This window comes from Citrobacter portucalensis, from assembly GCF_023374935.1.
GTDB lineage: Bacteria > Pseudomonadota > Gammaproteobacteria > Enterobacterales > Enterobacteriaceae > Citrobacter > Citrobacter portucalensis.
This window is the reverse complement of record NZ_CP092466.1, coordinates 4,341,692-4,356,730: the sequence shown is the minus strand read 5'-3', so window position 1 is coordinate 4,356,730 and position 15,039 is coordinate 4,341,692. Positions and strand designations below refer to the sequence as shown.

General features: G+C 50.8%; 17 protein-coding genes and 3 tRNA genes. 8 read left to right on the top strand and 12 right to left on the bottom strand.

From position 1 onward, the window contains the following. Positions 1-116 precede the first annotated feature (116 nt). The 5 genes from LY264_RS21125 to LY264_RS21105 all read right to left on the bottom strand — a co-directional run bounded on the left by LY264_RS21125 (position 117) and on the right by LY264_RS21105 (position 3,324). The gene (locus LY264_RS21125; RefSeq protein ID WP_048227139.1) at positions 117-608 is read right to left on the bottom strand and encodes a YjjA family protein; all 492 of its coding nucleotides are present in this window, start codon (positions 606-608) and stop codon (positions 117-119) included. Positions 609-678: 70 nt separating this feature from the next. Further along, positions 679-1,416: a replicative helicase loader DnaC gene (gene dnaC / locus LY264_RS21120; protein ID WP_003019133.1), complete on the bottom strand. Its 738-nt coding sequence runs from the start codon at positions 1,414-1,416 to the stop codon at positions 679-681. A gap of 2 nt (positions 1,417-1,418) precedes the next feature. Continuing rightward, positions 1,419-1,958 carry a primosomal protein DnaT gene (gene dnaT, locus LY264_RS21115; protein ID WP_008786116.1) on the bottom strand — a complete coding sequence of 180 codons (540 nt, stop codon included), beginning with the start codon at positions 1,956-1,958 and terminating at the stop codon, positions 1,419-1,421. 125 nt (positions 1,959-2,083) lie between these two features. Then, entirely contained in the window at positions 2,084-2,557 is a 474-nt protein-coding gene (locus LY264_RS21110) for a threonine/serine exporter (RefSeq protein WP_016151589.1), read from the bottom strand. Next, positions 2,548-3,324: a threonine/serine exporter family protein gene (locus LY264_RS21105; protein WP_048227138.1), complete on the bottom strand. Its 777-nt coding sequence runs from the start codon at positions 3,322-3,324 to the stop codon at positions 2,548-2,550. Before LY264_RS21105 ends, LY264_RS21110 begins: the two co-directional genes overlap by 10 nt. Positions 3,325-3,787: 463 nt before the next feature. On the opposite strand from LY264_RS21105, the gene LY264_RS21100 reads away from it, so the two are divergent. Both LY264_RS21100 and bglJ read left to right on the top strand, forming a co-directional pair. After that, positions 3,788-4,513, top strand: coding sequence for a helix-turn-helix transcriptional regulator (locus LY264_RS21100; protein WP_048227137.1), 726 nt, complete (start codon positions 3,788-3,790; stop codon positions 4,511-4,513). Further along, a complete protein-coding gene (bglJ, locus tag LY264_RS21095) occupies positions 4,474-5,151 on the top strand; it encodes a DNA-binding transcriptional activator BglJ (RefSeq protein ID WP_048214999.1) in 678 nt (225 codons plus the stop codon). Before LY264_RS21100 ends, bglJ begins: the two co-directional genes overlap by 40 nt. Before the next feature lie 57 nt (positions 5,152-5,208). On the opposite strand, the gene LY264_RS21090 is transcribed toward bglJ, so the two are convergent. After that, a complete protein-coding gene (locus tag LY264_RS21090; protein WP_003830001.1) occupies positions 5,209-5,667 on the bottom strand; it encodes a YbaK/EbsC family protein in 459 nt (152 codons plus the stop codon). 365 nt (positions 5,668-6,032) lie between these two features. Between LY264_RS21090 and LY264_RS21085 the strand changes: the two genes are divergently transcribed. After that, on the top strand, positions 6,033-7,376 hold the full coding sequence (locus LY264_RS21085; RefSeq protein ID WP_003845615.1) for a PTS sugar transporter subunit IIC: 1,344 nt from the start codon (positions 6,033-6,035) through the stop codon (positions 7,374-7,376). A gap of 29 nt (positions 7,377-7,405) precedes the next feature. On the opposite strand, the gene fhuF is transcribed toward LY264_RS21085, so the two are convergent. Next, the gene (fhuF, locus tag LY264_RS21080; RefSeq protein ID WP_048227136.1) at positions 7,406-8,194 is read right to left on the bottom strand and encodes a siderophore-iron reductase FhuF; all 789 of its coding nucleotides are present in this window, start codon (positions 8,192-8,194) and stop codon (positions 7,406-7,408) included. A gap of 108 nt (positions 8,195-8,302) precedes the next feature. Next, on the bottom strand, positions 8,303-9,379 hold the full coding sequence (locus tag LY264_RS21075) for a GGDEF domain-containing protein (RefSeq protein WP_003829994.1): 1,077 nt from the start codon (positions 9,377-9,379) through the stop codon (positions 8,303-8,305). 255 nt (positions 9,380-9,634) lie between these two features. On the opposite strand from LY264_RS21075, the gene LY264_RS21070 reads away from it, so the two are divergent. Then, the gene (locus tag LY264_RS21070; protein WP_003019100.1) at positions 9,635-9,871 is read left to right on the top strand and encodes a DUF1435 domain-containing protein; all 237 of its coding nucleotides are present in this window, start codon (positions 9,635-9,637) and stop codon (positions 9,869-9,871) included. A gap of 39 nt (positions 9,872-9,910) precedes the next feature. Here LY264_RS21070 and LY264_RS21065 read toward each other — a convergent pair. The 4 genes from LY264_RS21065 to rsmC all read right to left on the bottom strand — a co-directional run bounded on the left by LY264_RS21065 (position 9,911) and on the right by rsmC (position 11,483). Next, positions 9,911-9,996, bottom strand: a tRNA-Leu gene (locus tag LY264_RS21065). 32 nt (positions 9,997-10,028) lie between these two features. Further along, positions 10,029-10,114: transfer RNA gene (locus LY264_RS21060), tRNA-Leu, on the bottom strand. Between the two features lie 28 nt (positions 10,115-10,142). Continuing rightward, positions 10,143-10,229, bottom strand: a tRNA-Leu gene (locus LY264_RS21055). A 222-nt stretch (positions 10,230-10,451) separates the two neighbouring features. Next, entirely contained in the window at positions 10,452-11,483 is a 1,032-nt protein-coding gene (rsmC, locus tag LY264_RS21050; protein ID WP_008786123.1) for a 16S rRNA (guanine(1207)-N(2))-methyltransferase RsmC, read from the bottom strand. A gap of 103 nt (positions 11,484-11,586) precedes the next feature. Between rsmC and holD the strand changes: the two genes are divergently transcribed. The 4 genes from holD (at position 11,587) to prfC (ending at position 14,792) form a co-directional block, all read left to right on the top strand. Then, positions 11,587-12,000 (top strand): DNA polymerase III subunit psi, encoded by a 414-nt coding sequence (holD, locus tag LY264_RS21045; RefSeq protein ID WP_003829988.1) that lies wholly within the window; start codon positions 11,587-11,589, stop codon positions 11,998-12,000. After that, positions 11,969-12,415 (top strand): ribosomal protein S18-alanine N-acetyltransferase, encoded by a 447-nt coding sequence (gene rimI, locus LY264_RS21040; RefSeq protein WP_048227135.1) that lies wholly within the window; start codon positions 11,969-11,971, stop codon positions 12,413-12,415. Before holD ends, rimI begins: the two co-directional genes overlap by 32 nt. Before the next feature lie 14 nt (positions 12,416-12,429). Continuing rightward, complete coding sequence (yjjG, locus tag LY264_RS21035; RefSeq protein WP_008786125.1) at positions 12,430-13,110, top strand: pyrimidine 5'-nucleotidase; 681 nt, start codon at positions 12,430-12,432, stop codon at positions 13,108-13,110. Positions 13,111-13,202: 92 nt separating this feature from the next. Then, positions 13,203-14,792 (top strand): peptide chain release factor 3, encoded by a 1,590-nt coding sequence (prfC, locus tag LY264_RS21030; RefSeq protein ID WP_003829982.1) that lies wholly within the window; start codon positions 13,203-13,205, stop codon positions 14,790-14,792. Positions 14,793-15,039 lie beyond the last annotated feature (247 nt).

Genomic DNA, 15,039 nt, shown 5'->3' with positions numbered 1-15,039 from the left:
ATTCAGAATTGGTTTAGATATGCGCGTTTTTGTGGGGAAAGACTGTTTATTTGGAATGTGAATGTATTGTCGAAAACAAATAGATGCCGCGCAGGTTATACGCGGCATGTCGTGCGTCAGGAAATGAAGTTCATGCCCTGTTTTAACACCAGATCGCAGGCCTTGGTTTTTACCTGCTTCGCCAGCGAGCTGTTGCCAATTGTGTTCAGGTCCAGCTGTTGACCATCTTTGGCGTTGAGCAGCCCCTGAATACCGTCCATATAGTTGGTGTCTTGCTTCTGCTCAGGCGCGCTGAGTCCCAGTTTATCCATTACCTGGTTTTTGACGTTTTGCGCGTCGGTGACCGAAGCCAGCTTCTGTTTCGCGCAATATTCAAGGATCCCGGCTGCGTTATTCATGCTGCTGGAGGTCAACGACTGATTGCTGCCATTCAGCAGGCTGGTCAGGGAAGAGAGCGACGAGCTGCTTTGCGAGCCGGAGCTTTGTTTGCTCAGCTCACTGGCCGCGCTGGAGAGCGAATCCTGCCAGGAGGCGGCGAAAACGCTGGTGGAGATGAGCGTGCTGGCGGCAAGCGCACAGCACAGCAGACGTTTGGTAGTTTTCATCATTATATGCAACTCGTGTTATGCCTTTTCAGCGCAGTATAGCGCTGGCAGTCTTAGGAGTGGTCCTAATACCTTAATACTCTTTCCCGGTTACCCGACTACGGTAGCTTTCCCAGTTAAAAATGACCCACAGACTGTTGCCAAGGCGCATACGATCCATCACGCGCTCACCCAGCAGCTTGTTCATTTCATCCATATTGCTGTTAGTTAACATGCCGGTCGGACGTTTTGAGGATGAACGGCGATCGACGATCTGATTAATGATCACTTTTTCATAGCGGGATTCGGTCTGCATGCCGATCTCGTCGATCACCAGCAGATCCACATTGCTCAGATCGTTGAGCAGCTGTTCTTCGCTGGTTTCACGATTACTGAACGTTTCTTTCATCGCCGACATGATATCGGCCACGGTAATGATCAATACCGACTTGCCGCGCAGTAGCAGTTCGTTGCAGATGGCGGCGGCTAAATGGTTTTTGCCGGTGCCGGGTTTGCCGGAGAAGATAAAGCTGGCGATGTTGCCGTCAAACTCTTCAACATACTGGCGGGCTTTGCTCAGGGCGTTCATCTGACCTTCGCACTCTACCCGATAGTTTTCGAACGAACAGTTCTGATGCAGCGGACGGATACCGGAACGGTTGAATGTGCGCTGCATTTTCATAGCCCGGTTTTCGCGGGCCAGCGCTGCGGCACGAATTTCACCTTGCTCTTTTTGCCATGCCAGCAGTTCTTCGCCCGTTTTAAATGCGGGCTCGACATTAGGTGGCATCATTTTTTGCAGACGTTTCATCAGGTCGCCAACGTTTTTCATCGTTATCCTCTAAAACCCGGTGGAATGTGGCTGTCAGGTTCACTGACGCTGTTCACATCGCGCTTTGGCATTCCGCCATTGCTGGCCCGTCCAATCTGAATGCTGCGCGCCAGTTTTTGCTGCCACTGAATATGGTGAAAGACTTTTCCTTCAGCCTGCCAGTAGGCAACAAATGAGGCCAGCTCTTCAGCAGTAACCGGCTCTCTCAACGCTACACCCCATAAAGCAGCCTGACGCTGAAAGTCGGCATCAGGCTGCCAGGCAGCGTACATCGCAAATTTCCCCATTGGTACGGCAACGGGAGCGGCTTGCGGCTCTTCATAAAATTGATCATCTAATGTCACATCGCTTCCCGGGCGTGACAGTTTCTCCTCAAGCGCCAACAGCTCAGCCAGTCTCGCAGGCGTCACCGCGTAAAACGCTGGCGCATTGTTAGCGAATACGGCTACGGCGCCACCCGCAGACTTGGCCAGCACGGCGTGGTGATCGTGTAGTAAGGCGTCAATGCTAGTGACGTCTGGCGTCAAAATTTTGCAGGGCATAATGTTTCTCAATACTGAACAACAACCGAGAAGGGGACTGCTTTTATAGTAACACAGAGAAGAAGGAGAGCAGCAGATGAGGGGGGAGATTCCCCTCTCTGCATGGTATTAAAGAAAGTGCACCGTCAAACGCGTGGGCGTTTGCGATACAGCCATAATCCTGGCACGGATAGCCCGATGGAGAGCGCACCGACAATCGATGAGGCTTTCAGGAAATTGGTCAGCAGGGTGATCATCAGCGCTTCGCTGTAGCCAAAATGACCGATTTTTACCGCCGAGATCATGGCGGTGTAGGCGGAGATCCCAGGGAACATCGGGATCACTGCCGCAACGGTAAAGACTTTCGGATGCGCCAGATACCAACGCGACCACTGGATCCCAATGCAGCCGACCAGCAGCGACGCCATAAAGGTTGACCATTCGATATTAAATCCTGCGCTCATCATTACCATTCGCGAACCGTGGCCGAGCGCGCCGAGTAATGCACACCAGGGGAGCGCCCGATGAGGGACATTAAATACCATGGCAAAGCCAAGCGCCGGGATCGCCGACAGGATCATGTCCTGCATCAGCGCCAGTATGAAATCGATCACGCCCATCCGCGCAGCCCCCATAAGGTCATCGATACGATCACGCCAATACAGGTCGCCAACGTAAGCAGACTGGCAATTGCCCAGCGAGCGAGCCCGGTATTAATGTGTCCCTTAAACATATCCGCGACGGAGTTGATCAACGGAAAGCCCGGAACCAGCAACAGCACGCTGGCGGCCATCGCGATAGTTGGAGTATTGCTAAAGGTCGGCAACGTCAGCAGCAAACCTGAAATGGTGGTCGCCACAAAGGCGGTGATGCAAAAATTGATTTGTGGGTGCAAATGCCGAGACGCCAGAATCTGGCGGATATACATCGCCACCATGCTGGCGAAAAAGGTGATCACCGCACCATCCCATCCGCCGTTATTGAGCTTACAAAAGCAGGCGCAGGACAAACCGACCATAAAGGCGACCAGCCATCTTGGATAGCGTAGCGGCTTAATCTGGCTAAAGCGTTTCTCTACCCCTTTAATATCCAGCAGTTTATGTTCCGCCAAAATGACAATGTGCTGCACTTCCGTCACGACGTGCATATTAATGCCGCGATCCTGATTTTTTCGCGTTGATGTCAGGCATTGCCCGTCTTTAATGGTGGTCAGGACGATAGCGTTAGAGGAGATGGCGCTTTCTACGCTATCCATGCCAAGTGCCAGCCCGAGGCGGGTGGATAACTCGTCAACCAGAGCGCTTTCTGCCCCATGCTGAAGTAAAAAAAGTCCGCATTGAATACATAACCGTGTAACCGTTCGCTGTGACGACTGCTCTGTTTGCATGGCTCGCTCTGACTGAAAAGGATCTCTTTAAGTGACGAATGTCTTCTTTTTATCATGAAGCATGAGCCCGCTGGCTCTGGCTAAGATCAATCTTTATGTCGAAAAAAGACGCAGATGATACAGTTATGGCATCTTAACTCCCCCGCTAGTTAAGGTACGAGGGGGAGACATGTTTGAAATGTAGCGTTATTTTCCCGTATGGCAAATACGTAAGCCATGCTAACGATCTATTGTAGTTATTTTAATTGTACAAATAATGTATTCATGCGCAATTATGTAATAATAGCTTGCCAGTTTTGCATTATTTGGATTGTAGTACCAATACTTTTATTTTAGAAAATACCAAGGATAAGCAATTCACCCCGTTTATTGTTCGGAGTATTTTCCCGTGAATTAATAGCTATTAATTTTATTGGAAAATTTGAATTAAGTACGATTACGGACTGGTGAGTGTGGAGGGGATATGTTGCCAGGACGCTGCAAAAACGCAATTATTATTAGTAAATCACCGATTATACAAACCGGACTTAAAGGTGTAATGCAGGCGCAGTTCGCCGATTACGAACTTACCTACTGTCGTTCTGTTGAAGAACTGACGTTATTACAGCTACGGTGTGCTGATTTGGTGATTGCTGATTTAACCGGAGACTGCAATTATCCTCGTTCAGTCTGCGAACAATATTATTCTTTATTATCTCAATATCGTGATATTCACTGGGTATTTCTCGTATCTCGTATTTTTTATCCTCTGGCTGTTGAACTACTGATGTGTCCTGTCAGTTCGCTGCTCTCTGACGCAGAGCCGATTGAAAGTTTAGTGAATGTCATTCACGCGGGAAATACACGCGCAGAGAGAATAAGCAAGGCGCTGCTCTCTCCGCCCGCTATGCCACAATTGTTAGATCATAGCGTACGATCTATCGTTCTCACTCTCTCTGAAAGGAAAGTATTGCGCCTCCTTGGGAAAGGCTGGGGAATCAACCAGATTGCGACGCTACTGAAGAAAAGCAATAAAACAATCAGCGCCCAAAAGAATAGCGCTATGCGTCGCTTGTCGATAAATAGCAATGCAGAAATGTATGCCTGGATAAATAGTTCTCAAGGATCGCGAGAACTTAATTTACCTTCAGTTTATGGAGAAACCACGGAATGGAAAGCAGAATCATCAAAAGAAACGTTGCACTGGTAGAAAAGTGCACGATGAGCAGCGTGGGTATTAAGAGTTTATTTAATACCATGCCGGATGACCAATATAAACTTCATCTCTTTTCAAACCAGCCCGCTTTTAGCCAGGCAATGTTAAAGATGTCGTTTTCGGCAGTTATTTTTTCCCTCTCTGCAATCAGAACCGATCGTAGGGCAGGGTTGGCCTATTTAACGGAGCTGGCGATAAATTATCCGCGGATTCGCCGTGTGGTGATTGCCGATGATGATGCTGAAGCGCGTTTAATTGGTTCCCTGTCCCCCTTGCCGTTAGATGGCGTTGTGAGTAAAGCTTCTTCGTTAACGGTGTTGCAGGACGCGTTATTTACGGCGTTAAGCAGCCCTGGTCGGGGAACCGAAGGCACGAAAAACCATTGGTATATTAATCAAAGCCGTATGCTCAGTCCGACAGAACGAGAAATACTGCGCTTTATGTCGAATGGCTATTCGATGCCACAGATTGCTGTTCAGCTTGAACGGAACATCAAAACCATTCGGGCACACAAATTTAATGTGATGTCCAAACTGGGGGTCAGCTCGGATGCCGGGTTATTGGATGCCGCTGACATCCTGTTGTATCTGCGTGCTGGCGAGCCAGCGCCTTTTATGCAGGCGGTTTCGTGACGGGCAACATTGACGTGTTTCTTGCCGGGTTTGGTCGCAGGTTTAGCGCGTGAAACATTACTGACACACGTCAACCCAGGTGGCAGAAGTCAGTTCAGCCATCCTTTCAGGCGTGATGCGAACTGCGCTGTGGATGGCACCTGCGGCAGGCAGCACTTCAGCGTAGTGCTTCAGAGAAACATCACAGTACACTGATATCGGTGTTTCTAATCCGAAGGGGCAAACGCCGCCAACGGGGTGCCCCGTCGCGTTCACGACCTCATCACTACTTAACATTCGGGCTTTGGCACCGAACGTACTCTTTAGCTTTTTATTATCCAGTCGGGCATCGCCTTTTGCCACGACCAGGATGATATCGTTCTTCACCTTTAGCGAAAGTGTTTTCGCTATTTGGCCAGGTTCAACGTTATGGGCTTTTGCTGCCAGATCAACGGTTGCTGTGCTCTGGTTTAATTCGATGATCTCAATATCTGGTGCATGTTGCGCCAGGAATTGGCGTACTGATTGCAAACTCATTCTTCTCTCCCTATCGCTTACAGATAGCCCTGCACAGCAGAAAACTGCAGGATGTAATTTGTCATAGGGGCAACCACACTGTAAATATTTTATTGTAACAACATAGCAACATTGGCAGTTTTTCGATCGTCTTCACAATCAAAGAAACCGGTTACAGTAACCGGTTGCAGAATGCTGAAATGACGATTAATACTGAAGTTGTCACTTCCTCTGTATCACATAATAAGAGCCATCTATGAAACTTAACTCGAAAAGCGGTAGTGCTGTTGTTCCTCCCGGCACGGTTGCGAAAAGTAGTAATGGGCTTTACGTGGTGGTGTTGATTCCAGCACGGTTGCAGGGTTTTGCACAACGGGAGAACGGCTATGTCTACTAACCATGCTGTGTTTAACGTGATTTTCCGCTTTGTTGAAAATTACGTCAGCCCTGTTGCCGGGCGCATCTCTTCACAACGACATGTAATGGCCATTCGCGACGGTTTTATTTCGGCGATGCCTTTTATGATTGTAGGCTCTTTTCTGCTGGTTTTTGCCTATCCGCCGTTTTCTCCGGATACCACCTGGGGATTCGCCCGTGCGTGGCTGGATCTGGCAAAACAGTTTGAAGGCCAAATCCTCACCCCGTTTGATATGACGATGGGGATCATGTCGGTCTACATATGTGCGGCAATTGCCTATAACCTGGGCAAGCACTATGTGAAGTCGTATCAGTTAGATCCGTTTATGTGTGCGATGCTATCAATCATGGCTTTTTTGCTGATTGCCGCACCGAAAACCAAAGGCACGATGCCGGTTGATAGCCTGGGAGGCACGGGGATTTTCACCGCCATCCTGGTGGCCATTTACTGCGTTGAAATGATGCGCTTCCTGAAGGCGCACAACATCGGCATCCGTTTACCCGATCAGGTGCCGCCGATGATCAAAAACTCCTTCGATCTGCTGATCCCGGTGCTGGTGGTGGTGCTAACGCTGTACCCGCTGAGCCTGGTGATACAGTCGCAGTTTGACATGCTGATCCCGCAGGCCATTATGGCCATCTTTAAACCACTGGTGTCGGCTGCAGATTCTCTGCCGGCGATACTTTTGGCGGTACTGATCGGTCATCTGCTGTGGTTTGCGGGTATTCACGGCGCGGCAATTGTGTCGGGGATGCTGCAAATGTTCTGGCTCACCAATCTCGGGATGAACCAGTCGGCGCTGGCGCAGGGCGCACCTTTACCACATATCTTTATGGAAGCGTTCTGGACGTTCTTCATTGTGGTGGGTGGTTCCGGCGCGACGATGGGGTTGGTGATTTGCTATCTGCGTAGTCGTTCCGCTCATCTACGCTCGATTGGACGTTTGAGCGTAGTCCCCAGCATTTTTAATATTAACGAACCGGTGATATTCGGTACGCCGATTGTCATGAACCCGGTGTTTTTTATCCCCTTCCTGCTGGCTCCAATGGTGAATGCGGTACTGGCCTGGGCGGCGATGAAACTGGATTTAATTGGGCGGGTCATTTCAGTGGTTCCCTGGACCGCACCGGCACCGGTTGGCGCGGCATGGGCATTAGGCTGGGATTATCGTGCGGCTATTCTGGTGGTGCTGTTGGCGCTGGTGTCGGCCGTTATCTACTTCCCGTTCTTTAAAGTCTACGAAAAGCAGCTATTGGCGCAGGAAAAAGAAGAGGCGCAGCGTATGGAAGAGGAAAACCAGCAGGTTGCATAAATATCTGGCGAGGGGCTACGGCTCCTCGCTTACTTCAGCGTGCAGTCTCCGCATTGCTGAACGTCAGGCAGGCGATAGCGTTGGCAGCAGGTTCTGCGTACTAACAGCCCCTCACGCGGAACAACGGTTCGCCATAGAGGGTTATCCTGACCGCAGGAGAGTTGTTTCTCAAAAAAGCAGGTCTGGCGCAGCGTGGCCAGCAGTTCCTCACCTAGCAACGGCTTCATTTCCGTTAAATACCAGTGAATTAAATATCCGGTGTTGCTCCAGATAAGCTTCGCGTTGATCTCGTCAGTTGCTTCCAACGCCTGCACAACCGGCGTCAGCGCTGAGAGAATCAGCGTTTCCATGCGTTGTTGAGGAGACAGGGCTGTAGCCTGGTGATCCTGATGGACGTCGATCCAGAAGCAGGCCGCACGGCCTGTTTCGTGAAACTCTACGCGCATATGTTCAGGAGAGACGTCGATAGCCTCTTTTTGCGTCAGTAGGGCCACCATTAACGGAGGCATCATCAGGCCGATATACCATTGCGCCCAAAGAGAAATCAGGGGCTTATTTTCGCGGGGTAGCGTGGGCTGGTTGCGATAGATATGGTCTGAATAAACGGCCAGCAGCGAGCTAAGCGTCGCCGGTTGCGTCCATTCATGCAGCGTCATTGCACCTGGCACAGGCGTTTCGTCAAGACGAATGAAGTCCAGCAGGTGCTCGCGAGTTTTGGCTATCGTTGCGCGTACGGCTGCAGCCAGCGAGGGCATCTCTGAGGGGAGATGGCTACGCCAGATGACATCTTCAACGATCGGTGCGGAACGATAAGCCATGTCGATATAAGGATGTTAATCTTAATGATAATGATTGCTAATCCTATAATTGACATTGAGCGATGGCAAGATCTTTGTCGCCATCCCGAGCGGCAGCGCACAGAAAGCTCAGGTAGAGGGGCAGTTTACCCGCAGCTCATCGCTGACCAGGGTATTGTTACGCCCAAGATTCTTGGCCTCGTAAAGGGCTTTATCCGCTTTGGCGATAGCAGCATCAATATCCTGTTCTACCAGAGGTGCAATGCCGATACTGACGGTTACGTTGGTTGCCACGCTCTCATTAAACATGTGAGGGATTTTAAGGTCGTACACTTTCTGGCGGATACGTTCGGCGGCAGCCTGGGCCTGCTGTGGATCGACCGCGGTCAGCAAAATCATAAACTCTTCACCGCCAAAACGCGCCACCACGTCCCGGGAGCGTACGGAGTCTCGGATGGCGGCAGAAACACGGATCAACGCCTGGTCGCCCATCATATGTCCGTAATGATCGTTATAGGATTTGAAATGGTCGATATCCAGCAGCAGAACGAAGTGCCTCGAATTACTCAGAGCCAACAGCGTATCGAGCCGGTGTTGCAGCCCCCGGCGATTATACAAACCGGTTAGCGGGTCGAGCATGCTGAGCCCGTTCAGGGTTTCCCTTTCCTCCAGCAGTTTGTACATCAGTTGCTGAGCGAATCCATCGTAGCGCTTTTGTATCACATGCTGGATGGCGATACCGGCCATAGGCAGCGCCATAAAATAGAAAATCCGCAAACCATGTTCGCTGCCGTTAAGCCATAAACAAACGGCGACGGAGGGGAGTGAGTGGAGCGTAAACGCGATGATATTATTGGCAAAAGCGATAGAGCCAATAAACAGTACGCTGAGCAGCGCTATTAACAGGAAATAATAATCATTCTGACCTAGAGCGTTATATTTCAAGAATATATGTAACGCCCATAACAAGCCAAAAACGATTGAAATAAAAGGGAGATTAATTCTTTTATCCGCGTATTTCCCATGCCATACCAGCAGCAGTGTACTCATCACCAGCATCAGCAACGCCGGTACTGATAAGGCTTTGACCGCAAACAGTGGGAAAAAAAGCGTAAACAGCGCGGAGACTGCGTTGAGCAGTAGAAACAGTCGTAAAGAGAGTTGGTATTTTTTTGTGCGCAGAGTTCGCCAGGATTGTACTGTCATAGGTAAATATTGTTAGTTATCTGCAATGTACGAAGGTGTGTTGGTAAATAAAACAAATAACGAACGGGGTATCATTCGCAGAGGTTTTTATTGTTTTTAGTTGAAGAGCTAACCGGTGAGCAATTTATCACCTTGGATTATTCATGTCATCAATCGTTAAGTAAAACTCATATAATTGATAGTGCTTCACGGCTGACAAATGAGAAATTTTATCATATGATATTGGTTATCATTATCAATGTCATAGGTGAAATCATGTTGCAACGTACGCTGGGCAGTGGATGGGGTGTTCTGCTGCCGGGAATGCTGATTGCCGGGATGGCATATAGCGACCTGTCGGTCTACGTATGGAAGGTGATGATTGTATTAGGATTACTGCTGACTTCGCTCATGCTGTACCACAAACGTTTACGTCACTTTGTTTTGTTACCTTCATGCGCGGCACTGATTGGTGGCATTGTTTTGGTAATGATGAACTGGAATCAGGGATGAACAAAACAGAGAAGGAAATCGAGAGGGAAATAAGATAATTGGTGCGAGGGGGGGGACTCGAACCCCCACATCCTAAGGACACTAACACCTGAAGCTAGCGCGTCTACCAATTCCGCCACCTTCGCACAGTCATCTTATTTTTTTGATATCGCTTCGTTGGTGCGAGGGGGGGGACTCGAACCCCCACATCCTAAGGACACTAACACCTGAAGCTAGCGCGTCTACCAATTCCGCCACCTTCGCCCAGTGCGAGCAATATCAACGTGGATTATGGTGCGAGGGGGGGGACTTGAACCCCCACGTCCGAAAGGACACTAACACCTGAAGCTAGCGCGTCTACCAATTCCGCCACCTTCGCATACCATCGACACTCAAAAAGTATCGTTACCACGGGGGCGAATTCTAGAGATTTTATGCAGGGCGTCAACAGTTAATTTTCGAACTTAACGTGATTGCCGAAAAAAAAGGCGTTTCTTCGGTTTTTGGCGTTTTATGTAGGCCGGATAAGCGATAGCGCTATCCGGCGTTGCTCGGTGTCACGCCGGATGGCGGCGTAAACGCCTTATCTGGCCTGGAGCAGTTAAGCTTTCTTCGCCTGGCGCGTCATCACGGTGCGATAGACCTTGAAACGTCCGGTCTGCGCGATAACTTCATGGAAGCCAAACACTTCATCCAGTACCTTCGGATAAGGCAGGAAGGCGTTCGCCACAATACGCAGTTCACCACCGCTGTTGAGATGACGCACTGCGCCACGAATCAGCGTTTGTGCGGCATCAAGGCTGGTCTGCATACCGTCGTGGAACGGCGGGTTGGAGATGATCATATCAAAACGACCCGTCACGTCAGAAAAGACGTTACTGGCGATGACGTCACCTTCAATGCCATTAGCTGCAAGCGTTGCGCGGCTGGCTTCAACGGCGGCGGCGCTAACATCGCACAGGGTTAAGCGCACTTTCGGCGAGTGGCTGGCTAAGGCGACGGAGAGAACGCCTGCGCCACAGCCGACATCCAGCACTTTGCCTTTGGTGTGCGGCGTCAGCGTGGAGAGCAGCAGTTGGCTGCCAACATCCAGACCGTCACGGCTGAAGACGCCCGGCAGCGTTTTGATGGTCAGATTTTCTGTCTGGTATTCATCCCAGTATTTTTCTGCATCAAAGACCGGCTGTTTTTCCAGACGACCGTGGTACAGGCCACAGCGACGTGCGCTGTCGACTTTGTTTAACGGTGCGTATTCGGCCAGCATCTGCTCTGCGCTACGTACGCCGCTGCGATTCTCACCGACAACAAAAATATCGGTGCCCACCGGTAACAGCGACAGAATGTTCATCAACTGGAACTGGGCTTCCGGCTTATTCTTCGGCCAGTAGTAGATCAGCGTATCGCTATCGGCAACGTCATCGGCCTGCGCGACGAGGCTGAAGCGGACGTTGTCGCCCATCTGGCGGTTAAGCACCTGCCAGTGGTGAAGCTGCTGGGTGTGCGCACGGCTGGCGGCGCTTTCAAAATGGGCAGGCAGGTCATCCTGCAAATCACCGGCAAACAGAATACGGCTTTGTTCGAAATCATCACTGTGGCGCAGCAAGACTTCACTTGCCGGGGTAAAAGCAGACATGGAATGCTCCTTAAATTGTACAGCGGGGGATTATAGTTGTTTGATGGCACGGATTCGACAAATTTGCTATATTTGCGCCCCTGATAGACAGGAGTGTTTCGCTATGACATCCCGACGAGACTGGCAGTTACAGCAACTGGGCATTACGCAGTGGTCGTTGCGTCGTCCTGGCGCACTGCAGGGCGAGATCGCGATTTCCATTCCTGCGCATGTCCGTTTGGTGATGGTTGCTGCACAGTTACCCGCGCTAACCGAACCGTTGATCAGCGATATTTTACGCGCATTAACCGTTAGCCCGGATCAGGTTTTACAACTGACGCCTGACCGTGTCGCCATGCTGCCGCAAGGCAGTCGCTGTAATAGCTGGCGGCTGGGAACCGAAGAGCCGCTGCTGCTGGAGGGCGCTCAGGTCGAGAGTCCTGCGTTTAATGAATTACGGGAAAACCCAGCGGCACGCGCCGCGTTATGGCAACAAATCTGCGCATATGAACACGATTTCTTCCCTCGAGCCGACTGATTTACCCGCAGCATTTCAGATTGAAAAACGCGCCCACGCTTTTCCGTGGAGTGAAAAAACATTTGCCAGCAACCAGGGCGATCGCTACCTCAATTTTCAGTTGAGGGTTGACGACATGATGGCCGCTTTTGCAATTACGCAGGTCGTACTGGATGAAGCGACGTTGTTCAATATCGCCGTCGATCCTGACTTTCAGCGCCGGGGCCTGGGACGTGAGCTGCTGGAGCATCTGATCGATGAGCTGGAAAAGCGTGGCATTTTGACCCTGTGGCTTGAAGTGCGCGCCTCGAATGCGGCCGCTATCGCGCTGTACGAAAGCTTAGGCTTTAACGAGGCGACGATCCGTCGCAACTACTATCCAACGGCCGATGGACACGAAGACGCCATCATCATGGCGTTGCCAATCAGCATGTAAGATAAGGTGTAATGATGAAGAAGTGGGACTGGATTTTCTTTGATGCCGACGAAACGCTGTTTACGTTTGACTCGTTTACCGGCTTACAGCGGATGTTTCTCGACTATAGCATTACCTTTACCGCTGAAGATTTTCAGGACTACCAGGCCGTAAATAAACCGCTGTGGGTGGATTACCAAAACGGCGCGATTACCTCATTACAACTGCAGCATGCCCGTTTTCAGAGCTGGGCCGAACGCCTGAAGGTTGAACCGGGCCAGCTTAATGACGCATTCATCAATGCGATGGCGGAGATCTGCTCACCGTTGCCGGGGGCAGTTTCTCTGCTCAATGCGATTCGTGATAAAACGAAAATCGGCATCATTACTAACGGTTTTACCGCGTTGCAGCAAATCCGACTTGAGCGGACGGGGCTGCGCGACTATTTCGACCTGCTGGTGATTTCTGAGCAGGTTGGGGTGGCAAAACCCGACCCCCGTATTTTTGACCATGCGCTGGAGCAGGCGGGTAATCCGGACCGTTCTCGCGTGCTGATGGTGGGTGACACCGCAGAGTCCGATATTCTTGGCGGCATTAACGCCGGGCTATCCACCTGCTGGCTAAATACGCACCACCGCGAGCAGCCAGCGGGCATTCAGCCGACCTGGACCGTAGCGTCATTAAGCGAACTGGAGCAGCTCCTGTGTAAACACTGATTGCCTCCCCCCCGTTGATGGGTAAAATAGCCGCAATTTTTCGTATTCAACTTGCCCGGCCCGTTGCCGTGCTTACCTAAGAAGATTTGACTATGACGTTGTCTCCTTATTTGCAAGAGGTGGCCAAACGCCGCACTTTTGCCATTATTTCTCACCCGGATGCCGGTAAAACGACAATTACTGAAAAGGTACTGTTATTCGGACAGGCCATTCAGACCGCCGGTACGGTAAAAGGCCGTGGCTCCAGCCAGCATGCAAAATCTGACTGGATGGAAATGGAAAAGCAGCGTGGTATCTCCATTACCACCTCTGTGATGCAGTTTCCGTATCATGACTGCCTGGTGAACCTGCTGGACACCCCGGGGCACGAAGACTTCTCCGAAGATACCTATCGTACTCTGACGGCGGTGGACTGCTGCCTGATGGTTATCGATGCTGCAAAAGGCGTCGAAGATCGTACCCGTAAGCTGATGGAAGTTACCCGTCTGCGCGATACGCCGATCCTGACCTTTATGAACAAACTCGACCGTGACATCCGCGATCCGATGGAGCTGCTGGATGAAGTCGAGAACGAACTGAAAATCGGCTGTGCGCCAATCACCTGGCCGATTGGCTGCGGTAAGTTGTTCAAAGGTGTCTATCACCTTTATAAAGATGAAACTTACCTGTATCAGACCGGTAAAGGCCACACCATTCAGGAAGTGCGTGTTGTTAAAGGTCTGAACAACCCGGAACTTGATGCTGCCGTGGGTGAAGACCTGGCGCAGCAGTTGCGTGACGAGCTGGAGCTGGTGCAGGGCGCGTCCAACGAGTTCGACCATGAGCTGTTCCTCGCGGGCGAAATCACCCCGGTCTTCTTCGGTACCGCGCTGGGTAACTTCGGCGTTGACCATATGCTGGACGGCCTAGTGGAGTGGGCGCCTGCGCCGATGCCGCGTAAAACCGACACCCGCGTCGTCGAAGCCTCAGAAGAGAAGTTCACCGGTTTCGTGTTTAAAATTCAGGCCAACATGGACCCGAAACACCGTGACCGCGTGGCGTTCATGCGTGTGGTATCCGGCAAGTATGAGAAAGGCATGAAAATGCGCCAGGTGCGCATTGGTAAAGACGTGGTGATCTCCGACGCACTCACCTTTATGGCCGGTGACCGTTCTCATGTGGAAGAAGCGTATCCGGGCGATATTCTCGGTCTGCATAACCACGGCACTATCCAGATCGGCGATACCTTTACCCAGGGCGAAATGATGAAGTTCACCGGTATTCCGAACTTCGCACCGGAGCTGTTCCGTCGTATTCGCCTGAAGGATCCATTGAAGCAGAAACAGCTGCTGAAAGGGCTGGTTCAGTTGTCAGAAGAGGGCGCAGTGCAGGTATTCCGTCCGATCGCCAATAACGATCTCATCGTGGGCGCGGTGGGTGTGCTGCAGTTTGACGTGGTGGTTTCACGTCTGAAGAGCGAGTACAACGTTGAAGCGATTTATGAATCTGTCAACGTAGCGACTGCGCGCTGGGTAGAATGTTCTGACGTGAAGAAATTCGAAGAATTTAAGCGTAAGAACGAAATTCAGCTGGCGCTGGATGGCGGCGATAACCTCACCTATATCGCACCAACCATGGTTAACCTGAATCTCACCCAGGAACGTTACCCGGACGTTCAGTTCCGTAAAACACGCGAACACTAATCGACCTTCCAGGGCACGGTATCCGCCGTGTCCTGCAACTTTTCCTGTCTTTTAAATCCCTTGCGGAATGTTCTTAAAACCTCGCGTTTTTCTTTTGTTTGCCTGTTTTTTAATCAATTCTGACTGCGATCACGAAATCGTGAACTATATTTAACAATGTGATGACATAAATATCGGCGTTTAATGCTTTTTAGGCTGCCTGTTGCAGCGTCTATTGCTGATATTTATTCCACTTACAAGATTAGTT